The following is a 20,470-nucleotide window of genomic DNA, read 5'->3' on the forward strand; positions in this document are numbered from 1 at the left end:
CGGGACCGGGACATTCCATGGCCCGCCCGCCGGCGTTAGAGTGCGCCCATGTCCCCAGTCGCCGCACCCGACACCAGCCGCATCCGCATCGGCATCGGCGGCTGGACCTACCCGCCATGGCGCGGAACCTTCTTCCCGCCGGGGCTGCCGCACAAGCAGGAGCTCGCCCACGCGAGCCGGCAGCTGTCCGCCATCGAGGCCAACGGCACCTATTACCGCACGCTCGGGCCGGCCACCTTCGCCGCCTGGCGCGAGCAGACGCCGGATGGCTTTGTCTTCTCGCTCAAGGCCAGCCGCTTCGCCACCAACCGCAAGGTGCTCGCGACGGCCGCCGAGCCGATCCGCCGTTTCGTCGGCAGCGGCATCGCCGAACTCGGCGGGAAGCTGGGGCCGATCGTGTGGCAGTTCATGCCCGGCAAGCGCTTCGATCCCGCCGATTTCGAGGCTTTTCTCGCGCTGCTGCCGGCCAGCGCCGGCGGGCTGCCGCTGCGCCACGTGCTTGACGTGCGCCACGAGAGCTTCGCCTGCGCCGAGTACCTCGCGCTGGCACGGCGCTACGGCTGCTCGACGGTGCATACCGACGCGCCGCAGTTTCCGGCGATCGCGGACGCTGCCGGCGACCTCGCCTACATCCGGCTGATGCGCAGCGCGGCCGCCTGCCCGACCGGATACCCGCCCGCGCAGATTGCCGCCTGGGCCGAGGGCGCGCGCGCCTGGGTCGGCAGCGGCCCGCGGCGCGAGGTGTTCGTGTATTTCATCAACGGCGCCAAGGAGCGGGCCCCGGCCGCCGCGCTCGAGCTCATGCGCGCCGTCGGCTGAAGACGCCACCGTTCACTGATCCGTGGCCTTCGCACGGCCATCGCCATTCGCGACTGTGCCTCGGCATTTTTCCTATACGTCCGTCAGGAAGTGGATGACAGCGTGTTTCGACACGCCCCCTCAGGCTACATGCCGTGACTGCGGCCCAATGACGGATACGACAAGAACACAGGGAGTTGCGCCATGGCTTACGTCTTCGAAACCGTGCCGGCCGACCGCGGCCTGATCGACCTCGACGACCCGCGCGAGGTCAGCTGGTGGAGCAAGCGGCTGGGCTGCAGCCCGCAGCAGCTGCGGCAAGCGGTAGCCGAAGTCGGCAACTCCGCAGCGCAGGTCGAACAACTGCTGGACGGCAAGGACATCGTGGCTCTCTGAGCCGGGACCAATCCGGCAACGCGCCGCCTGAAAGGCGACCTACTCCGACTTTTCCCTTCAATGGCTGCCGTCCCCCTGCTGGCAGTAGCGGCGCTGCTGGCGGCCGGTGCCGCCGGCGCGCACTCGCTGGACGAGCCCGCGGGCGCTGTCGCAGCGTGGCGTCCCGAAGCATGGCTGCTGTGCCTGCTGGCGCTCGCCGCCGTCCTGTACACGACCGGCCTCGCGCACCTGTGGCGCCGGGCCGGTGCCGGCCGCGGCATCCGGCCATGGCAGGCAGCTTCCTTCGCCGCCGGCTGGATGGCGCTCGCGGCGGCGCTCGTGACGCCGCTGGATGCACTGGGCACCCGGCTCTTCGCGGCGCACATGGTGCAGCACGAGTTGCTGATGGTCGTGGCCGCGCCCCTGCTCGTGCTCGGGCGGCCGCTCGCCGCCTGGACCTGGGCGCTCGCGCCGCCGCAGCGGCGCCGGATCGGCGCGGCCACGCGCTGGCGCTGGCTGGCGGCGGCCTGGGGCGGCGTCACGCGGCCGGTCACGGCCTGGGTGCTGCACGCCTTCGCCCTGTGGGCCTGGCACGTGCCCATGCTGTTCGAGGCCGCGCTGCACCAGGAGGCCGTGCACGTCCTGCAGCACGCGACCTTCCTCGGCACCGCACTGCTGTTCTGGTGGGCGGTGCTCGGGGGCGACCCGCGCTCCCCGCGCGGCGGGTTCGCGCTGGCCTACGTCTTCGCCACGATGATGCACACCGGCGCCCTCGGTGCCCTGCTCACCTTCTCCCAGACCGTGTGGTATCCTACCTACCAGCAGGCCGGTGGCGCCTTCGGACTCGCGCCCGTGGAAGACCAGCAACTGGGCGGCCTGATCATGTGGGTGCCGGGAGGGATCGCGTACGTGATCGCGGGCCTCGCGCTCGTCGGGCGCCTGCTCGCCCGGCCCGACGTCACTCCAGCCAGCGCAACGCCCCCTGCCCTGCCTCGTTCAGGCGCATCCTGAGCGCCGCGGCCGCATCGTCGGCCACGCTGAAGGCGAACTCCACTTGGTCGCCGTGTGACACGCCACCGAGCGTCGCGCCGGCCTGCTGCAGCTCGCGCCGCACCATGCCTTCCAGCGCGTAGGGCACCGAGCAACGCAGGGCCATGAACCTGCGCAGCGGCAGTTTCTGCGCACCGAGCAGCGCCTGCGCCACCGCGTCGGTGTAAGCCCGCACCAGGCCGCCCGCGCCGAGCTTGATGCCGCCGAAATAGCGGACGACCGTCGCCAGTACGCCCTCAAGGTCCTGCCGGCGCAGCACTTCCAGCATGGGGCGGCCAGCGGTGCCGCCCGGCTCGCCGTCGTCGTTGGCCGCCGAGTGGCCGCCGGCCAGCAGGGCCCAGCAGACATGCGCCGCTTGTGGATGTTCCGCGCGCAACCGCGCCACGATCGCCAGCGCCTGTTCGCGGTCCGGCACCGCCTGCACGCAGGCGAGGAACTGGCTCTTCTTGATGACGACTTCGGCGTGCGCGGGCTGCGCGAGGGTGAGGGCCACCCGCCGATTGTCTCAGCGCCAGCGCTGGAACCAGCGCAGGCCCTGCGAGGTGCCGTCCGGGCTCGCGCCCAGCCGCGGCTTGTATTCGCAGCCGACCCAGCCCGACCAGCCGCATTGCTGCGAGACCTGGTCGATCACCTGGAACAGGTACTCGTAGTTGACCTCGCCGACGTCCGGCTCGTGCCGCTCGGGAACGCCCGCGATCTGGAAGTGCCCGACGCGTCCGGTCGGCAGGTACTTGCGGATCTTCATCGCCACATCGCCTTCCACCACCTGGCAGTGGTACAGGTCCATCTGCACCTTGAGGTTCGGCGCGCCGATCTGCTGGACGATCTCGTGCGCCTGGTCCTGGCGATTGAGGAAGAAGCCGGGGATGTCGCGGGTGTTGATCGGCTCCATGAGCACGTCGATGCCGCGGCGCGCCGCCTCCTGCGCCGCCCAGCGCAGGTTGGCGACGTAAGTGCCACCCAGGTCGGCGCGCTCCTGGCCGGCCGGCACCAGTCCCGCCATCACGTGGATGCGCGGGCACTCGAGCGCCTGCGCATAGGTGAGCGCCGTGACGACGCCTTCGCGGAATTCCTTCTCGCGCCCCGGCAGGCAGGCGAGCCCCCGTTCGCCGCCGTCCCAGTCGCCGGGAGGCGCGTTGAACAGCACCTGCTGCAGCCGGTTGGCCTTCAGCAGCGCGGCGAGTTCCTGCGCCGGATAGGCATACGGGAACAGGTATTCCACGGCCTGGAAGCCGTCGCGGGCGGCGGCCTCGAAGCGGGCGAGGAAATCGAGCTCGGGATAGAGCATCGACAGGTTGGCGGCAAAGCGCGGCATGTTTCTCTCTCCTACCAGTGCGCGCCGAACACGCGGCGCAATTCCTCGATCTGCGGCTGCGACAGCGGGTGGCAGCCGCCCTGGTCGAGCAGGGCGAGGCGGGCGGTTTCTTCCAGTTCCTCCAGCGCCGCCATCGCGGCCGCCGGCGTGTCGTGCCAGACGTTGGGCCCGAGGCGTTCCAGCATGACGGCGCGGATCGGCCGTCCCCTGGCGCCGTAGTCGGCGATCAGCCGGGCGACTTCCTCGGCGACTTCCGGCGCCCCCGGGCGGTGGTACGGCACCAGCGGCACGTGGCCGACCTTCATCACGAAGTACGGCGTGATCGGCGCCAGCAGTTCGGGCCCGTGCCCGCGCAGGCTGAGCGCCACGGTGTGCGTGCTGTGGGTGTGGATGACGCAGCGCGTTTCGGGCGCGAACGCCTGTGCCGCGCGGTAGATCGCCGCGTGCAGCACCAGCGTCTTGCTGGCGCGCTCGCCGGACACCTGCCGGCCTTCGGCGTCCACGCGCGCGAGTTGCGCCGGGTCGAGGAAGCCGAGGCAGGCGTCGGTCGGCGTGATCAGGAAGCCGTCGTCCAGCCGCACGCTGACGTTGCCCGCCGTCGCGTGCACGTAGCCGCGATCGAACAGGCTCTTGCCGACGCGGCAGATCTCCTCGCGCGCTGCGGATTCGTTCATGACAGCTGGGCGAATGCCTTGGTGAAGAAGTCGTCGGCGCCGAAATTGCCCGACTTGAGCGTCACGTGCAGCGCGCGGCCGGCGGCGTCGCGGCCCCAGCACCACGGCACGCCGGGATCGATCTGCGGCCCGATCTGCAGCTGCCGCATGCCCAGGGCCTGCACGCAGGCGCCGGAGGTCTCGCCGCCGGCGACCACCAGCTGGCGCACGCCGAGGTCCACCAGCCCGCGCGCGATGGCGGCGATGGTCCGCTCCACCATCGCGCCCGCCTCGTCCACGCCGAGCTCGCCCTGCACCGCCTTGACGGCCGCGGGCTCGGCCGTCGAGTACACCAGCACCGGTCCCTGCGCGAGCAAGGGCCGGGCCCAGGCCAGCACCTGCGCGACGACATCGTCGCCGGCGGCGATGCGCCGCGGCTCGATCGCGTACGCCGGCCGTCCGGCCTCGATGAAGGAACGCACCTGGCGGTTGGTGGCGACCGAGCAGCTGCCCGAGACCACCGCCTGCAGGCCTTCGGCGGCGGGGAGCCGGCTGGCGGCAGCCGATGCGGCGATGCCGAAGTTGCCCGGCAGGCCGATCGCGACGCCGGAACCGGCGGTCACGAGGCGCAGGTCCTTCAGCGCCGGCCCGAGCCGCAGCAGGTCGTCGTTGCCGAGCGCGTCGACCACCGCGATCGCGACGCCCTCGGCCTGCAGCGCCGCGATGCGCTCGCGGATCGCCGCCTCGCCCTTGGCCACGGTGCGGTAGTCGATCAGGCCGACCTTGCGCCGGCACTGCGACTGCAGCACCCGCACCAGGTTGGCGTCGCGCATGGGCGTCAGCGGGTGGTCGCGCATACCCGATTCGCTGAGCAGCACTTCGCCGACGAACAGGTAGCCCTTGAACACGGTGCGCTGGTTGTCGGGGAACGCCGGCGTCGCGATCGTGAACGGCGCATCGAGCGCCTCCATGAGCGCCTCGGTCACGGGGCCGATGTTGCCCTGCGCCGTGCTGTCGAACGTGGAGCAGTACTTGAAGTAGACCTGCTGCGCTCCTTGCGACTGCAGCCAGCGCAACGCCGCGAGCGACTCGCGCGCTGCGTCGGCGGCCGGCGTGGTGCGCGACTTCAGCGCCACCACCACGGCGTCGGCGTCGACCTGCAGCGGGCCGTCGGGCACGCCGATGGTCTGCACGGCCCGCATGCCGCTGCGCACCAGGTTGTTGGCGAGGTCGGTGGCGCCCGTGAAGTCGTCGGCGATGCAGCCGAGGCGGATCGAGGCCATCACTGGACCGGCAGTTTCACGGCCTGCGGGTTCTCGCGGATGTAGTCGCGCACCACCTGCACGTAGTCGGTGTCCGCCTGCAGGCCGAGGCCGCGCGCCCGCTCGAAGGTGACGTTGCCCGGCCAGGTCTTGACCAGCTTGATGATGGCCGGATCCGGCGTCCAGTCCAGCAGCGCGCTGGCGTCCTTGCCGGCCACCCGCTCCAGCGCGGCGGCCATCTCGCCCACCGTGGTGCGCAGCGACGGCAGGTTGATCGCGGTGAGAGGACCCCACTCGGCGTCGCTCGCCTCGGCGGCGCGGATGATGCCTTCGATGGTGCGCGCGGGCGACGAGAGCGCCACCGGCGTGTCGGCTGCCACCGGCACCTGCGCCCGCACGCCGGCGAGCGGCTCGCGGATCATCCCCGACAGGAAGCTCGACGCGGCGCCGTTGGGACGGCCCGGCCGCACGCTCACCGTCATCAGGCGCACGCTGCGGCCACGCACGAACTTCTTGCGCGCGTAGTCGGCCACCAGCTGCTCGCCGATGTATTTCTGGATGCCGTAACTGCCTTGCGGCGTCGGCAGCGTGTAGTCGGAGATCGGCTCCGGCAGCGGCTGGCCCGGCAGGTTGCCGAACACCGCCAGCGAACTGGAGAAGACGAAGGTCGGCTGGTTGCCGAGCGCACGGCAGGCGTCGAGCAAGGCGCGGGTCGCATCCAGGTTGCTGCGCATGCCCAGGTCGAAGTCGGCCTCGCATTCGCCGCTCACGGCCGCGGCCAGGTGGAACACCACGTCGGTGCCGGCGGCCGGAATCGTGCGGCTGGCGACCTGCTCGTTGAGGTCGCCGCCGGCAAACTTCACGCGGGGGTCGCGGGCGAGGTCGTCCGGCGGCGGCGCCCGGTCGGCCAGCGTGATCGATTCGATGGCGCGCGGCGCGGCGCCGCCAACGGACAGGCTGCCCTTGGCGAGCAGCGTGCGGGCCAGGCGCGCGCCGAGGAAGCCGCTGCCGCCGGTGATGAGGATCTTCATTTCGTCTTTCCTTGGTCTGGTGTGTTGCTGCCCGGCAAGGCGATGCCGGGAAAGATCTTGATGACGGCGCTGTCGTCCTCGCGGCCATGGCCGGCGCTGGAGGCCTGCATGAACATCTGGTGAGCGGTGGACGACAGCGGCAGCGGAAACCTGGTGGCGCGAGCGACGTCGAGCACGATGCCGAGGTCCTTCACGAAGATGTCCACCGCCGAGAGCGGCGTGTAGTCGCCGGCCAGCACGTGCGCCATGCGGTTCTCGAACATCCAGCTGTTGCCGGCGCTGTGGGTGATCACCTCGTACAGCGCGGCCGCATCCACGCCTTCGCGCAGCCCCAGCGCCATCGCTTCGGCGGCCGCGGCGATGTGCACCCCGGCCAGCAACTGGTTGATGACCTTCACCTTGCTGCCGGCGCCGGCGCTGTCGCCGAGCCGGTAGACCTTGGCCGCCATCGCGTCCAGCACGCTGCCGCAGCGCTCGTAGGCTTGCGGGCGGCCGGCGGTCATCATCGTGATCTGGCCGGCCTCGGCGCGGGCGGCGCCGCCGGAGATCGGTGCGTCGAGGTACAGGATGCCTTGCTGCGCGAGCCGCTGCTCCAGTGCCGCCGACCAGCCGGGATCCACGGTGGAGCACATGACGAAGACGCTGCCCGGCTTCATCGCGGCGGCGCAGCCGCCTTCGCCGAACAGCACGCTCTCGGTCTGCGCCGCGTTGACCACCACGCTGACGATGACGTCGCAGTGCGGCGCCAGCTGCGCGGGGGAGCCGCAGGAAGCGCCGCCCTCGGCAACGAAAGCGCGTGCCACTTCGGGACGCACGTCGAATACATGGACGGTGTGGCCGGCGCGGCGCAGCGAGCGGGCCATGCCGCCCCCCATCGCCCCCAGCCCGATGACGCCTACGTCCCGGGGACGCGGCGCCGTCATGGCGCTTGAATTCATATGGTCATCATACAAGTTGACGCACGGCGTTCAGGCCCGTCGTGCGACCGGCGACACCAGCGGCACCGCCAGCCGCTCGCCCTGCTGGCGCCAGAAGCCGGGGTCGGCATCCTCGATGCGGCGGATGGCATTGTCCATGTGGCGCGACGCCGCCGCGCGGGCCCGGGTCCGGTCCTGCGCCTCGATCGCCCGCAGCACCGCGGCGTGCTCCTGGCGCACCTGGGCCGCGAAATCCGCGCGGCGCGCCTCGTTGGCACGCGTCACGCCGATGGCGCCGCGCATGAATTGCGCGAGGTAGTCCAGCGTGCCGATCAGGAAGGGGTTGTGCGAAGCCTGCGCGACGGCGCGGTGGAACTGCAGATCCTCTTCCACGCCGTCGCCGCCGGCCAGCACCGTGCGTTCGATGGCCGCCATCGCATCGTGCAGGCGCTGGACGTCCGCGGCGTCGCGGCGGTCGGCCGCGAGCCCGGCCGCCTCGGCTTCGAGGGCCCGCCGCACTTCGGCCATCTGCACCACCGCCGCGCGCGACTCGGCGTGGCGCGCGTCGAAGTTCAGGGGCGCGTACGCCGGGTTGGCGGTGACGTATACGCCGCTGCCCTGGCGCGAATCGACCAGTCCCAGCGACTTCAGGCGCGACATCGCCTCGCGCACGACGGTGCGGCTCACCTCGAACTGCTCGACCAGCCTGGATTCGGGCGGCAGCTTGGCGCCGGCGGCCAGCCGGCCGGCGGCGATTTCCGCGGCAAGCTGGCGGGCCACCTGGTCCGACAGGCGTGCGCCGCTGGTGACGGGCGTGAACTGGCTGGTCATGAAAGAACGGCAAGGATACCCGGTGCTGCCCCGGCGCCGGGGCCACGGGCGGCACCGCGCCCGGCGCCGCTTCAGCCCCGCTCGAACTTGAAGACCGCGGTCCCGGCGCGGGCATTGGGCAGGAAGCGCACTTCCCGGCCTTCCTGCAGCCCGAAGGCGTCGAGGATCGCGAGCCGGTTCTTGGTGGCCAGCACCTCGAAGTCCTTGAACGTGCCGACGCGGATGTTGGGCGTGTCGTACCACTGGTAAGGCAGGCGCTTGGTCACCGGCATGCGGCCGCGCACGATGCTCAGCCGATTCGGCCAGTGCGCGAAGTTCGGGAACGCCACGATGCCGATGCGGCCCACCCGGGCCGTCTCCACCAGCATGGTCTCGGCATTGCGCAGGTGCTGCAGCGTGTCCACCTGCAGCACCACGTCGAAGGAGCCGTCGTCGAAGATGGCGAGGCCCTGGTCGAGGTTCGCCTGGATCACGTTGACGCCGCGCCTGACGCACGCGAGCACGTTGGCGTCCGAGATCTCGATGCCGTAGCCGCTGCAGCCGCGCTCGCGCTGCAGCCAGTCGAGCATGGCGCCGTCGCCGCAGCCGAGGTCCAGCACGCGCGAGCCGGGCGGCACCAGCCGCGCGATCGACTCCATCGTCAGCCGGTCGCTCATGATGGTGCCCCCACGCTCCCCACTGCGTGTGGTTCGCTGCCCCCCGGGGGGGCCTTCGCGCCTTGGGACGGCCCGGCGGCGCTCATCAACTCCTTGCCCACGCGGTCGAAGTACGCACGCACGACGGCCATGTAGCGCGCATCCTCCAGCAGGAAGGCGTCGTGGCCGTGCGGCGCGTCGATCTCGGCGTAGCTGACGTCGCGCCGGTTGTCCAGCAGCGCCTTGACGATCTCCCGGCTACGCTTGGGCGAGAAGCGCCAGTCGGTCGTGAAGCTCACCAGCAGGAATTTCGCCAGCGCGGGCGCGAGCGCCTTCGCGAGGTTGCCGTCGTGCGCCAGCGCCGGATCGAAGTAGTCGAGCGCCCGCGTGATCAGCAGGTAGGTGTTGGCGTCGAAGTACTCGCTGAACTTGTCGCCCTGGTAGCGCAGATAGCTCTCGATCTGGAACTCGACGTCCTGCAGCGTGTAGCTGTAGGCCCCGGCGGTGCGCTGCACCGCGTCCATCCGCTCGCGCAACTGGCGCCCGAACTTCTCGTTCATGACGTCGTCGCTGAGATAGGTGATGTGGCCGATCATGCGCGCGATGCGCAGGCCGCGGCGCGGGATGACGCCGTGCTCGTAGAAATGGCCGCCGTGGAAATCGGGGTCGGTGACGATCGCCCGCCGCGCCACTTCGTTGAAGGCGATGTTCTCGGCGGTGAGATTGGGCGCGCTGGCGATCACCACGGCATGGGCGACGCGCTGCGGGTATTGGAGGGTCCACGACAGCGCTTGCATGCCGCCGAGGCTGCCGCCCATCACGGCGGCCAGCCGCTCGATGCCCAGCGCGTCCAGCAGGCGCGCCTGCGCGTTGACCCAGTCCTCCACCGTCACCACCGGGAAATCCGCGCCGTAGACGCGACCGGTGTCGGGGTTCACGTGCATCGGCCCGGTGGAGCCGAAGCACGATCCGAGGTTGTTCACGCCGACGACGAAGAAGCGGTCGGTGTCGACCGGCTTGCCGGGACCGATCATCGTGTCCCACCAGCCTTGCGATCGCTCCTGGCCGGCATAGGCGCCGGCCACGTGGTGCGACGCATTGAGCGCGTGACAGATGAGCACCGCGTTGCTGCGCTGCGCGTTGAGCGTCCCGTAGGTCTCGTAGGCGAGGGCGTAGTCGCGGATCGCCGCGCCGCTTTGCAGGGCGAGCGGCTCGCGAAACGGCATCGATTGCGGCGTGACGATCATGGCAACAAGGCAGCGGCCCTCCCGGCCCTCTCGACGCTGCGGCTGCAGCAAAAAACCCGGCGCCGCTGCAAGATGCGAGGCCGGGTCGGCAGGGCGATCTTTAGCGGCATTTATTGAGCGCCCGCAAGCTGGAGCAAATCGGCGCCGCACTAGTATACGTGCAGACCTCCGGAGGATCGCCATGAGCGAGCTGTATGGATCCGACGCCTATGCGCCGCTCGAAGTGGCACGGCGCGTCGAGACCGTGGGCGTGGCGAAGGCGCGGATGGCAACGCTGCCGCTGCTGATGCTGGGCGTGCTGGCCGGCGCCTTCATCGGCCTGGGCTCGATGCTGTTCGTGATCGTGCGCTCCGATCCGACGCTCGGCTTCGCGGCCGCGCAGGTCGGCGGCGGGCTGGTCTTCTCGCTGGGCCTGCTGCTGGTGGTGGTGGCGGGCGCCGAGCTGTTCACCGGCAACAACCTGCTGGCCATGGCCTGGGCCGACGGCCGCATCACCACGATCGAAGTGCTGCGCAACTGGACGCTCGTGTGCGCGGCCAACTTCGTCGGCGCCGCCGGGCTGGCGCTGCTGGTGTTCGCGAGCGGGCACACCGGGATGAACGAGGGTGCGATCGGCCGCACAGTGGTCAGGATCGCGCTCGCGAAGCAGGCGCTCCCGGCCTGGGAGGCGTTCCTGCGCGGCGTGCTGTGCAACGTTCTGGTCTGCATGGCGGTCTGGATGGCGATGGCCGGCCGCAGCGTGGTCGACAAGGCGGTGGCCGTCGTGTTCCCGATCGGCGCGTTCGTCGCCGCCGGCTTCGAGCACAGCATCGCCAACATGTACCTGATGCCACTGGCGATGCTGGTGCAGCCGCCCGATGCCGCGGCGCTGGTGACCTGGTCCGGCATGGCCGGCAACCTGGTGTTCGTCATTGCCGGCAACCTGCTCGGCGGCAGCGTGCTGGTGGGCCTGACCTACCACGTGATCTACCAGCGCCGCCGGGCGCCGGAAACGCCGGAGCAGGTGGAGACCAGCTGAGCGCCTGCGGCGGCCGCTCAGGAGCCCCAGCCCGCCAGGGCCGCCGTACCCAGCACGGCGAAGATCACCGCGGACACCACGTGCACGACACGGATCGGCACGCGGCGGGTGACGGCGTCGCCGAACCACACCACCGGCGCGTTCGCCAGCAGCATGCCCAGCGTCGTGCCGGCCACCACCGCCGCCCAGGCGTTGTACTGGGCCGCCAGCATCACCGTGGCGATCTGCGTCTTGTCGCCCATCTCGGCCAGGAAGAAGGCGATCAGCGTCGTGCCGAACACGCCCAGCCGCGGCGCCTGGCCGGCATCGCCCTCGTCGAACTTGTCGGGGATCAGCATCCAGGCGGCCATCGCCAGGAACGAGCCGCCGAGCACCCAGCGCAGCACGTCGGGACCGAGCAGCGACGTGACCCAGGTGCCGGCCGCGCCCGCCAGCGCGTGGTTGGCGAGGGTGGCGACGAGGATGCCGGCAATGATCGGCCACGGCTTGCGAAAGCGCGCGGCCAGCACGAGCGACAGCAGCTGCGTCTTGTCGCCCATTTCGGCGAGGGTGACGATGCCGGTGGAAACGAGGAAGGATTCCATGAGTGGGGGAGTCCGGCCGGCGCGCACGCAATGACTGCCCAGCTTCCCCGGCCATGACGGAGGCTGCGCAGTCAAAGGTCTCGCCAAGTCCGGACCGCTTGCGCCATGGGTCGCCCCAAGTCTGTTGACGCAAGCCCCTTTCGGATTCGAAGGGAGGCTACTCCCCGATGACAGGCGGCATTCTAGTCGCACCGTCGTGGCTCGCTTGTTGCTTCCCGCTGGTGCACCCGCCCCGAAGCGCCGCAGAGCGCACCACGAAGGGGCATCTGCACCGGAGAGATTCATGGAAGCACTCAAACAGGGCTCGGACGCCCTGTTCATCCTGCTCGGCGGCATCATGGTGCTCGCCATGCACGCCGGCTTCGCGTTCCTGGAACTCGGGACCGTGCGCAAGAAGAACCAGGTCAACGCCCTGGTGAAGATCCTCGCGGACTTCTCGGTCTCCACGGTGGCGTACTTCTTCGTCGGCTACGCGGTGGCGTACGGCACCAGTTTCCTCGTGGGCGCCGAGCAGCTGGCGGCGCGCAACGGCTACGAGCTGGTCAAGTTCTTCTTCCTGCTCACGTTCGCCGCTGCGATCCCCGCGATCGTCTCGGGCGGCATCGCCGAGCGCGCCCGGTTCGGGCCCCAGCTCGCCGCCACGGCGGTGATCGTGGGCGTCGTGTATCCGCTGTTCGAAGGAGTCGCCTGGAACCAGGCCTTCGGCGTCCAGGCCTGGCTCAAGGCGGCGACCGGCGCCGAGTTCCACGACTTCGCCGGCTCCGTGGTGGTGCACGCCATGGGTGGCTGGCTCGCGCTGCCCGCCGTGCTGCTGCTGGGGCCGCGCAGCAACCGCTACCGCAAGGACGGCGCGATCTCGGCGCACCCGCCGTCGAACATCCCGTTCCTCGCGCTGGGCGCCTGGATCCTCACCGTGGGCTGGTTCGGCTTCAACGTGATGAGCGCCCAGACCATCGACAGGATGTCGGGCCTGGTCGCCGTCAACTCGCTGATGGCGATGGCCGGCGGCACCTTGGCCGCGCTGGCATTGGGCCGCAACGACCCGGGTTTCGCGCACAACGGGCCGCTCGCCGGGCTGGTCGCCGTCTGCGCCGGCTCGGACGTGATGCACCCGGCGGGCGCGCTCGCGGTGGGGGCGGCCGCCGGCGCGATCTTCGTGTTCCTGTTCACGCTGACCCAGAACCGCTGGAAGATCGACGACGTGCTGGGCGTGTGGCCCTTGCACGGCCTGTGCGGCGCCTGGGGCGGCATTGCCGCCGGCATCTTCGGCCAGCCGGCGCTGGGCGGCCTCGGCGGCGTGGGCATCGCCGCCCAGCTGGCCGGCACCCTGCTGGGCGTGGCGTGGGCGTCGCTCGCGGGGCTGGCCGTGTACGGCACGCTCCGGGCCCTGACGGGGCTGCGCCTGTCGCCCGAGGAGGAGCACCAGGGCGCCGACCTGGCCATCCACAGGATCGGTTCGACCCCGGAGCGCGAGGCGACCTGGTGAGCGCCGGCGGTCCGGCAGAACCTGTTTTTCGAAAGTCAAGCACGAAAGACACGGATGCCCCATAATCGCCCGGTGCCGCCTGAGGCGGTACATAGTGTGCGGTGACTGTCGGTTTCGCGTGGTTTGTAGCTTGCGTTGTTCGGACTCCATCGCTTCGTGCGTTTCTTTTCTCCAGGAGTCCATTCAATGGGCAACAAACTTTACGTGGGCAACCTGCCCTATTCGTACCGCGACAGTGACATGGAACAGGCGTTCAGCCAGTACGGCACCGTCTCCAGCGCCAAGGTCATGATGGAGCGCGACACCGGCCGCTCCAAGGGCTTCGGCTTCGTCGAAATGAGCAGCGAGGCGGAAGCCCGCGCCGCGATCGAAGGCATGAACGGCCAGCAGGTCGGCGGCCGTGGCCTCGTCGTGAACGAAGCCCGTCCGATGGAGCCGCGTGCTCCCCGTTCCGGCGGTTTCGGCGGCGGCGGCGGTGGTGGCGGCTACGGTGGCGGTGGTGGCGGCTACGGTGGCGGTGGCGGCGGCTACGGTGGTGGCGGCGGCCGGCGCGAAGGCGGCGGTGGCGGCTACGGCGGCGGCCGCGGCTACTGAGCTGCAAGCAACGCACGGGGACTGTCGCCCGTCGCAAAAAGAACACAAAGGGCCTACGGGCCCTTTTTTTCTTGCACTGCAATTAAGGGTTTTCGACGAGGTTCGGGGCCTTCCTGGGGTCTGCACTTGCGCCGGATTCCTGTTCATAATGGAAAAGCGTGTCCCCCAAGGGCAGCGCAAGGATTGCGGTGAACAGGTCACTTATCGCTTCGCTCGGGTTCAGTGGAATGCGTTTTCGGGACTCCATCGCGCTAGTCATCGTCTTTTCAGGAGCCCCGATCAATGGGCAATAAACTGTACGTGGGCAATCTGCCTTATTCCGTGCGCGACAGCGATCTCGAGCAGGCATTCAGCCAGTTCGGCGCCGTCACCAGCGCCAAGGTCATGATGGAGCGCGACACCGGCCGCTCCAAGGGCTTCGGCTTCGTCGAGATGGGCAGCGACGCGGAGGCCCAGGCGGCCATCAACGGCATGAACGGGCAGCCGCTCGGCGGCCGCAGCGTCGTCGTGAACGAGGCGCGTCCCATGGAATCGCGTCCGCGCTCCGGCGGCTACGGTGGTGGCGGCGGCGGCGGCTATGGCGGCGGCTACGGTGGTGGCGGCAGCGGCGGCTATGGCGGCGGCGGCGGTGGCTACGGTGGTGGTGGCGGCCGGCGTGAAGGTGGCGGCGGCCGCGAAGGCGGTGGCGGCGGCTACGGCGGCCGCGGCGGCGGCGACGGCGGTTTCCGCAGCCCGTACGGCTCCGGCCCGCGCGGCGGCGGCAATCGCGGCGGCTACTGACCCGTTTCGACGGCAAGAAGGCTCCCACGGGAGCCTTTTTTCATGCCCGGCCGCGCCTTACTCGCCCACGCGCCGCTTGCGTGGCTGGCCGGCGAAGGCGCGGTCCAGCAACGCGTTCGGCAGCACCCGCAGCAGTGTCGCCACGATGCCCATCTGCCACGGGATCACACGGTAGCTGGCACCGGCTTCGACGGCACGCAACGCGCGGTCGGCGAAGGCCTCGGCCGTCATCAGGAACGGCATCGGGAAGCGATTGCGCGCGGTGAGCGGCGTGGCGACGTAGCCCGGGCAGATCGTCACCACCTTCACGCCGGTGCCGCGCAACTCGCCGCGCAGGCTCTCGCAATAGGAAATCGCCGCCGCCTTGCTGGCGCAGTACGCGCCGTGCCCCGGCAGGCCGCGGATGCCGGCCACGCTGGCGATGCCCACCAGCGCGCCGGAGCCGCGCCGCGCCATGGGCGCGACGAACGGGTGGAAGGTCGCGGCCAGGCCGACGGTGTTGGTCGCCAGCACCCGCGCCATCACGTCCAGGTCCTCGCGCACCGCCGTGTCCATGCCGACGCTGATCCCGGCATTGGCGATAACCGCGTCGGGCAGCCCCTGGCGCGCGATGCAGTCGCGGGCGGCCGCGACGATGCTGTCCGTCGCCGCGACGTCCGCTTCGTAGACGGCGCACCGCTCGGGCGGGATGCCCTGCTGCCGCGCCCACTGCGCCGTCTCGGCGGCGCGGCGCGCCGCCAGCGCCAGCCGCCACCCGGCCTGGTGATAGCGCCAGGCCAGGGCCTGGCCGATGCCGCTGGAAGCCCCGGTGATGAACACCAGACGGTCCATCAGCCGCCCTGCCGCGCCGCGATGCTGCCGCGCACCCGGCCCTCGAGCACCAGCACGCGGTTGATGTTGTCGTACTGCAGGCTGTCGCCGGTGAAGCGGTCGTCGCCCCGGCGCAGTTCCACCGGCTTGTTGGACACCAGGCGTTCGGCATCCAGGAAGGCGTGCAGGAATTCGCCGCGGAACTCCAGCGGCGCGCGCGGCGGGCCGCCGGCCGCGGCGGGGGTGCGCGTCACCACCGCGTTGCCGAACAACTGGACTTCGGAGCCGTCGGCGTTGCTGAGGGCCCGCTGCGCGGTCGCGGCGGTGAGGTCGCCCTGTGCGTTCAACGAGCGGATCCGCGGCTGGTCGATCTCCACCGTGTCGGTGTCCGGGAAGTGGCGGGCTTCGCTGCCGTGCACCTCGCTTTTCAGCCGCCCGGCGGGGTCGAAGGTCTTGACGGAAAAGCGCCGCATGATGGTGTCGGGATCGTGCGTCGGCGGCCGCGGCGCCTCGACCACGGCCAGCGACGGCGTATTGCGCGCCAGCCAGTACGTGCCCAGCGCGATCACGCCCATCAGGATGATCGGCAGGTAGACCGAGAGCCGGTCCCAGGCGCGGCCCACCAGCGACCAGGCCCGGCGCGGCTGGCCGGCGACGGTGGCGCTCATCGGCGGCAGCCTGGCCTCACGCGTAGTCCTCCAGCAGCCCGGCATACCGGCCGCTGGCCACCAGCAGGAGGTCGCAGAATTCGCGGGCGGCGCCGGCCCCGCCCGCCGCCTGCGTCACGTGGTGCACGGTCGCCTTCACCTCGGCGTGCGCGTTCGGCGGCGCGCAGGAAAATGCGCAGCGCGCGAGGACCGGCAGGTCCGGCCAGTCGTCGCCGATCGCCGCGGCCTGCGACCAGTCGAGCCCCAGTTCCTGCAGCGTCGCCTCGGCGGCGCCACGCTTGGCCTCGGTTCCGTAGTGCACGTGCTCGACGCCCAGCGCGGCCAGCCGATGGCGCAGCGGCGCCGAATCGCGGCCGGTGATCACGGCCGGCGTGATGCCGCCGCGCTGCAGCAGCTTCAGCCCCAGCCCGTCGAGGATATGGAAGCGCTTGAGGGTCTCGCCGGCTTCGGTGAAGTGCACCCCGCCGTCGGTCAGCACGCCGTCGACGTCGAAGAACGCCACCCGCACGCCCTGCGCGGCGAGCAGCAGCGCCGGCGGAAAGTTCAGGACCGGCGTGCGCATCAGATCACCTTGGCCCGCATCAGGTCGTTGCTGTTGACGGCGCCGCACAGCCGACCCTCGGCGTCGACCACCAGGACGCTGGTGATGCGGTGCTGCTCCATCAGGTCGGCCGCCTCTGCCGCCAGCGCGTCCTGGCGGATCACGCGCGGGTTCGGGTGCATCACCTCGCGGGCGACGAGGCCGCGCAGGTCCAGTCCCTTCTCGACCAGCCGGCGCAGGTCGCCGTCGGTGAAGATGCCCAGCACCCGGCCCGCGCCGTCGACGACGGCGGACGCGCCCAGGCCCTTGCCGCTCATCTCCCGCATCAGGTCGGAAAAACGCGTGTCCGGGCCGACGTGCGGCACCGCGTTGCCGGTGCGCATGACGTCGCTCACGTGCGTCAGCAGCTTGCGGCCCAGCGCGCCGCCGGGGTGCGAGCGCGCGAAGTCCTCGGCCCGGAAGCCGCGGGCATCGAGCAGCGCGACGGCCAGCGCGTCGCCCAGCGCGAGCTGCGCCGTGGTGCTGGCGGTCGGCGCCAGGTTCAGCGGGCAGGCCTCCTTGGCGACGCCGCTGTCGAGGACCACTTCGGCGTGGACGGCCAGGGTCGACTGCAGCCCGCCCGTCATCGCGATGGTGGCGACCCCCAGGCGCTTGAGGACCGGCAGGATCGCGGTGATCTCGTCGCTTTCGCCGCCATTGGAGATCGCCAGCACCAGGTCGTCCGGCGTGATCATGCCGAGGTCGCCGTGGCTGGCCTCGGCCGGATGCACGAAGAGGGCGGGCGTGCCGGTGGAGGCGAGCGTCGCGGCGATCTTGCGGCCCACGTGGCCGCTCTTGCCCATGCCCATCACCACCACCCGGCCGCGGATCGAGAGCATGCGCTCGACCGCCTGCGCGAAAGCCGCGCCGGTGCGCGCCTTCAGGCCCAGCACGGCGGCGGCCTCGATGTCGAAGGTCTCCTGCGCGAGCCGCAGCGCCTGCGCGGCGTCGAACGCGGGTGGGGCGCGGTGCGGCGGCGGCAGGACGTGCTCGGGTGGGGACACCATGACCGGATTCTATCGAGGGGCCTGCCGGCGAGCCGGCCGAGCCGCGACGGATCCGTCACCCGCGCTTGGTAGCATGGGGCCATGTCCGCCCTCGAGCTCACGCTGCTCTATCTGCTGGCCGCGGTGCTCGGCGTGGTCGCCTGCCGGATGCTGAAGCTGCCGCCGATGCTCGGCTACCTGGTCGTCGGCGTGCTGATCGGGCCCAACGCGCTGGCCCTGGCCGAGAACTCGGACATCGTGCGGCACCTGGGCGAGTTCGGCGTCGTCTTCCTGATGTTCGTCATCGGCCTGGAATTCAACCTGCACAAGCTGCGCGCCATGCGGCGCCACGTGTTCGGACTGGGCCAGGCGCAGGTGCTGCTCACCGTCGTGCTGGGAACCGGCGGGTCGCTGCTGCTCGGGATGGCCGCACCCGGCCTGTGGGGCATGGACTGGCGCACGGCCGTGGCGCTCGCCGGCGCGGCGGCGATGAGCAGCACGGCGATCGTGGTGAAGCTGCTGGCCGAGCGGCTGGAGCTCGAAAGCGAGCACGGCAAGCGCGTCGTCGGCGTGCTGCTGTTCCAGGACCTCGCGGTGGTGCCGCTGCTGGTGCTGATCCCGGCCCTGGGCAGTCCACCGGAGACGCTGCTGGTCGCCCTGGGCCTGGCGGCGCTCAAGGCCGTGGTCCTGATCGGGCTGCTGCTGGTGGGCGGCCAGCGGCTGATGCGCTGGTGGCTCACCCTCGTGGCCCGGCGCAAGAGCGAGGAGCTGTTCGTCCTGAACCTGCTGCTCGTCACGCTGGGGCTGGCCTGGCTCACCCAGCTGGCGGGCCTGTCGCTGGCGCTGGGCGCATTCGTCGCCGGGATGCTGATTTCCGAGACGGAATACAAGCACCAGGTCGAATCCGACATCCGGCCGTTCCACGACGTCCTGCTGGGCCTGTTCTTCATCACCATCGGGATGATCCTCGACTGGCGCGTCGTCGCCCGGTACTGGGGGCTGGTGCTGGTCCTGGTCACGCTGCCGGTGCTGTTCAAGCTGCTGCTGGTGACGGCGCTGGCTCGGGTGATGGGCGCGACCGCCGGCGTGTCGCTGCGCACCGGCCTGTACCTGGCGCAGGCCGGCGAGTTCGGCTTCGTGCTGCTGACGCTGGCGCAGCAGAGCGCGCTGGTGCCGCCGGAACTCTTCAACCCGATCCTGGCCAGCATGGTGCTGTCCATGCTGGCGACGCCGTTCATCATCATGCACGCCAACGCGATCGTGCTGAAGCTGGTGGCCAGCGACTGGATGCAGCAGTCGCTGCAGATGACGGCCATCGCGCGGCGCTCGATCAACACCGACAAGCACGTGATCATCTGCGGCTACGGGCGCAGCGGCCAGAACCTGGGGCGGCTGCTGGAGCGCGAAGGCATCCCGCACATCGCGCTCGACCTCGACCCCGACCGGGTGCGCCAGGCCGCGGCCGCCGGCGACTCGGTGGTCTTCGGCGACGCCGCGCGCCTGCAGGCGCTGGTCGCCGCCGGGCTCTCGCGGGCCAGCGCGGTGGTCGTCACCTATCTCGACGTCGCCGGCGCGCTGAAGGTGCTCGCCAACGTGCGCACCCACGCGCCGCAGGTGCCGGTCGTCGTGCGGACCCAGGACGACATGCGGCTGGACGAACTGCAGACGGCGGGGGCCGTCGAGGTCGTGCCGGAGGCGCTGGAAGGTTCGCTGATGCTGGCCAGCCATACGCTGGCGCTGGTGGGTGTGCCGCTGCGCCGCGTGATCCGGATCGTGCAGCAGCAGCGCGATGCGCGCTACGGCCTGCTGCGCGGGCATTTCCTGGGCGTGGACGAGGCGCCCGAGGACGCGGAGCACGAGCGGCTGACGACGGTGACGCTGCCCCTTGGATCGAACGCGCCGGGGCGCACGCTCAGCCAGCTGGAATTGCAGGGGGCGGGCGTGCGGGTCGTCAGCCTGCGCCGGGGCAATGGCCGCCGGCTCGACCCCGAGACGGATCCACGGCTGGAAGACGGCGACACGCTGGTGCTGTCCGGACGGCCCGAGCCGCTGGCTTTGGCGGAGCAGCGCTTGCTGAGCGGCCTGCGCTGAAGCGGGCCGGGCGTTTCAGTTCAGGTCGCCGGCCTGCGTCGAGCTGAGCGTGCGGCCGCGGGTGTCGGTGTCGCGACGCACGACGGTGTCCGGGAAGCCGGACGCGGCGGGCTCGGCGCCCGCCTGCGAGGTGGCGGCCGGTCGCGCCGGCGCACGCGCGGGCGGCGAGGCGCCACCCAAGCCATTCGCCAGGGCGGCCCGCAGTGCCGCCAGCTCGTCTTCCTCGATCGGATCGAAGCTGCCGGCCGTGGCGGGCTGCTGCGGCGCCGGGATCGACGGAGGCGAGTCGGACAGCAACTCGGCCGGCTGCGACGGCTGGGCCGCGGCCGCGCCGCGCGCCGGCTGGCGGCCGGCCGCCGGCCGCGCCGCGGCGCCCACCTGGTCGCTGCGACGCCAGTAGACGCCGCTCACCACCAGGTCGTGGCGGCTCTTGGCGCGCTGGGTGACCACGGCCTCGATGTCGCACAGCAGTTCGGGGCCGGCGCGTTCGCTGCTGGCCAGGTCCACCATGACCAGGAACTGGCGTCCCGCGGCGTCCAGCGACAGCACCTTGAACCTGTAGCTGGCCGAGAGCACGCCGGCGCGCGCCATCGACTCGCGCACGACCGAATACAGCAGCTCGCGCCGCGCCATGCGGTCGGTCTTGCGCGGGGCGCCCGGCGCGGCCGGGGTGCCGCGGGCGGGCTCGGCCGGGACGGCGCCGGTTTCGGCAGGCGCCTTGGTCTGCTTTTCGCGGGAGAGCCAGTTGAACAAGGACAT

22 protein-coding genes, 1 pseudogene and 1 riboswitch are annotated in these 20,470 nt (G+C 71.1%); of the genes and pseudogenes, 8 read left to right on the forward strand and 15 right to left on the reverse strand.

The window, feature by feature from the left end; genetic code table 11:
• Window positions 1–48 precede the first annotated feature (48 nt).
• The 3 genes from RAMLITH_RS12840 (at window position 49) to RAMLITH_RS12850 (ending at window position 2,184) form a co-directional block, all read left to right on the forward strand.
• On the forward strand, window positions 49–819 hold the full coding sequence (locus RAMLITH_RS12840; RefSeq protein ID WP_168107822.1) for a DUF72 domain-containing protein: 771 nt from the start codon (window positions 49–51) through the stop codon (window positions 817–819).
• A gap of 183 nt (window positions 820–1,002) precedes the next feature.
• Window positions 1,003–1,194: a DUF3606 domain-containing protein gene (locus RAMLITH_RS12845; protein WP_168107823.1), complete on the forward strand. Its 192-nt coding sequence runs from the start codon at window positions 1,003–1,005 to the stop codon at window positions 1,192–1,194.
• 60 nt (window positions 1,195–1,254) lie between these two features.
• Entirely contained in the window at window positions 1,255–2,184 is a 930-nt protein-coding gene (locus tag RAMLITH_RS12850; RefSeq protein WP_168107824.1) for a cytochrome c oxidase assembly protein, read from the forward strand.
• On the opposite strand, the gene RAMLITH_RS12855 is transcribed toward RAMLITH_RS12850, so the two are convergent.
• The 9 genes from RAMLITH_RS12855 to metX form a co-directional block, all read right to left on the reverse strand.
• A complete protein-coding gene (locus RAMLITH_RS12855) occupies window positions 2,132–2,716 on the reverse strand; it encodes a YigZ family protein (protein WP_168107825.1) in 585 nt (194 codons plus the stop codon). The two genes, RAMLITH_RS12850 and RAMLITH_RS12855, sit on opposite strands and share 53 nt — an antisense overlap.
• A gap of 12 nt (window positions 2,717–2,728) precedes the next feature.
• Window positions 2,729–3,538 carry a 2-oxo-tetronate isomerase gene (gene otnI / locus RAMLITH_RS12860; RefSeq protein ID WP_168107826.1) on the reverse strand — a complete coding sequence of 270 codons (810 nt, stop codon included), beginning with the start codon at window positions 3,536–3,538 and terminating at the stop codon, window positions 2,729–2,731.
• Between the two features lie 11 nt (window positions 3,539–3,549).
• On the reverse strand, window positions 3,550–4,212 hold the full coding sequence (locus RAMLITH_RS12865; protein ID WP_168107827.1) for a class II aldolase/adducin family protein: 663 nt from the start codon (window positions 4,210–4,212) through the stop codon (window positions 3,550–3,552).
• Window positions 4,209–5,474 carry a 3-oxo-tetronate kinase gene (otnK, locus tag RAMLITH_RS12870; RefSeq protein WP_168107828.1) on the reverse strand — a complete coding sequence of 422 codons (1,266 nt, stop codon included), beginning with the start codon at window positions 5,472–5,474 and terminating at the stop codon, window positions 4,209–4,211. The genes RAMLITH_RS12865 and otnK overlap by 4 nt, the downstream gene beginning before the upstream one ends.
• Complete coding sequence (gene denD / locus RAMLITH_RS12875; RefSeq protein WP_168107829.1) at window positions 5,474–6,484, reverse strand: D-erythronate dehydrogenase; 1,011 nt, start codon at window positions 6,482–6,484, stop codon at window positions 5,474–5,476. Before denD ends, otnK begins: the two co-directional genes overlap by 1 nt.
• Complete coding sequence (gene ltnD / locus RAMLITH_RS12880; RefSeq protein ID WP_168107830.1) at window positions 6,481–7,422, reverse strand: L-threonate dehydrogenase; 942 nt, start codon at window positions 7,420–7,422, stop codon at window positions 6,481–6,483. The genes denD and ltnD overlap by 4 nt, the downstream gene beginning before the upstream one ends.
• A gap of 30 nt (window positions 7,423–7,452) precedes the next feature.
• Window positions 7,453–8,232 (reverse strand): FadR/GntR family transcriptional regulator, encoded by a 780-nt coding sequence (locus RAMLITH_RS12885; RefSeq protein WP_168107831.1) that lies wholly within the window; start codon window positions 8,230–8,232, stop codon window positions 7,453–7,455.
• 71 nt (window positions 8,233–8,303) lie between these two features.
• The gene (gene metW / locus RAMLITH_RS12890; protein ID WP_168107832.1) at window positions 8,304–8,888 is read right to left on the reverse strand and encodes a methionine biosynthesis protein MetW; all 585 of its coding nucleotides are present in this window, start codon (window positions 8,886–8,888) and stop codon (window positions 8,304–8,306) included.
• Window positions 8,885–10,114: a homoserine O-succinyltransferase MetX gene (gene metX / locus RAMLITH_RS12895; RefSeq protein ID WP_168107833.1), complete on the reverse strand. Its 1,230-nt coding sequence runs from the start codon at window positions 10,112–10,114 to the stop codon at window positions 8,885–8,887. Before metX ends, metW begins: the two co-directional genes overlap by 4 nt.
• 181 nt (window positions 10,115–10,295) lie before the next feature.
• Between metX and RAMLITH_RS12900 the strand changes: the two genes are divergently transcribed.
• Window positions 10,296–11,132: a formate/nitrite transporter family protein gene (locus RAMLITH_RS12900; protein ID WP_168107834.1), complete on the forward strand. Its 837-nt coding sequence runs from the start codon at window positions 10,296–10,298 to the stop codon at window positions 11,130–11,132.
• Window positions 11,133–11,149: 17 nt separating this feature from the next.
• Here RAMLITH_RS12900 and RAMLITH_RS12905 read toward each other — a convergent pair whose 3' ends face one another.
• Window positions 11,150–11,716, reverse strand: coding sequence for a TMEM165/GDT1 family protein (locus RAMLITH_RS12905; RefSeq protein WP_168107835.1), 567 nt, complete (start codon window positions 11,714–11,716; stop codon window positions 11,150–11,152).
• A gap of 8 nt (window positions 11,717–11,724) precedes the next feature.
• Window positions 11,725–11,894, reverse strand: a riboswitch (yybP-ykoY riboswitch).
• 105 nt (window positions 11,895–11,999) lie between these two features.
• Between RAMLITH_RS12905 and RAMLITH_RS12910 the strand changes: the two genes are divergently transcribed.
• The 3 genes and pseudogenes from RAMLITH_RS12910 to RAMLITH_RS12920 all read left to right on the forward strand — a co-directional run bounded on the left by RAMLITH_RS12910 (window position 12,000) and on the right by RAMLITH_RS12920 (window position 14,576).
• Window positions 12,000–13,202 (forward strand): ammonium transporter, encoded by a 1,203-nt coding sequence (locus RAMLITH_RS12910; RefSeq protein ID WP_168107836.1) that lies wholly within the window; start codon window positions 12,000–12,002, stop codon window positions 13,200–13,202.
• Between the two features lie 186 nt (window positions 13,203–13,388).
• Window positions 13,389–13,790: pseudogene (locus RAMLITH_RS12915) on the forward strand (RNA recognition motif domain-containing protein); the annotation flags it as partial.
• 288 nt (window positions 13,791–14,078) lie between these two features.
• Window positions 14,079–14,576, forward strand: coding sequence for an RNA recognition motif domain-containing protein (locus tag RAMLITH_RS12920; protein WP_168107838.1), 498 nt, complete (start codon window positions 14,079–14,081; stop codon window positions 14,574–14,576).
• 57 nt (window positions 14,577–14,633) lie between these two features.
• On the opposite strand, the gene RAMLITH_RS12925 is transcribed toward RAMLITH_RS12920, so the two are convergent.
• Genes RAMLITH_RS12925 through RAMLITH_RS12940 form a run of 4 tightly spaced genes read right to left on the reverse strand, consistent with a single transcriptional unit; the run spans window position 14,634 to window position 17,641 of the window.
• Window positions 14,634–15,407: an SDR family oxidoreductase gene (locus RAMLITH_RS12925; protein WP_168107839.1), complete on the reverse strand. Its 774-nt coding sequence runs from the start codon at window positions 15,405–15,407 to the stop codon at window positions 14,634–14,636.
• Entirely contained in the window at window positions 15,407–16,054 is a 648-nt protein-coding gene (lptC, locus tag RAMLITH_RS12930; RefSeq protein WP_168107840.1) for an LPS export ABC transporter periplasmic protein LptC, read from the reverse strand. The genes RAMLITH_RS12925 and lptC overlap by 1 nt, the downstream gene beginning before the upstream one ends.
• A 16-nt stretch (window positions 16,055–16,070) precedes the next feature.
• On the reverse strand, window positions 16,071–16,616 hold the full coding sequence (locus tag RAMLITH_RS12935; RefSeq protein WP_168107841.1) for a KdsC family phosphatase: 546 nt from the start codon (window positions 16,614–16,616) through the stop codon (window positions 16,071–16,073).
• Window positions 16,616–17,641, reverse strand: a complete 1,026-nt coding sequence (locus RAMLITH_RS12940) for a KpsF/GutQ family sugar-phosphate isomerase (protein WP_168107842.1) — start codon at window positions 17,639–17,641, stop codon at window positions 16,616–16,618. The genes RAMLITH_RS12935 and RAMLITH_RS12940 overlap by 1 nt, the downstream gene beginning before the upstream one ends.
• A gap of 81 nt (window positions 17,642–17,722) precedes the next feature.
• Between RAMLITH_RS12940 and RAMLITH_RS12945 the strand changes: the two genes are divergently transcribed.
• Window positions 17,723–19,711, forward strand: a complete 1,989-nt coding sequence (locus RAMLITH_RS12945) for a monovalent cation:proton antiporter family protein (protein ID WP_168107843.1) — start codon at window positions 17,723–17,725, stop codon at window positions 19,709–19,711.
• A 15-nt stretch (window positions 19,712–19,726) separates the two neighbouring features.
• Here the strand turns inward: RAMLITH_RS12945 and RAMLITH_RS12950 are convergent, their stop codons facing one another.
• On the reverse strand, window positions 19,727–20,470 hold the full coding sequence (locus RAMLITH_RS12950; protein ID WP_168107844.1) for a hypothetical protein: 744 nt from the start codon (window positions 20,468–20,470) through the stop codon (window positions 19,727–19,729).

This window comes from Ramlibacter lithotrophicus (genome assembly GCF_012184415.1).
GTDB classification, from domain to species: Bacteria; Pseudomonadota; Gammaproteobacteria; order Burkholderiales; family Burkholderiaceae_C; genus Ramlibacter; species Ramlibacter lithotrophicus.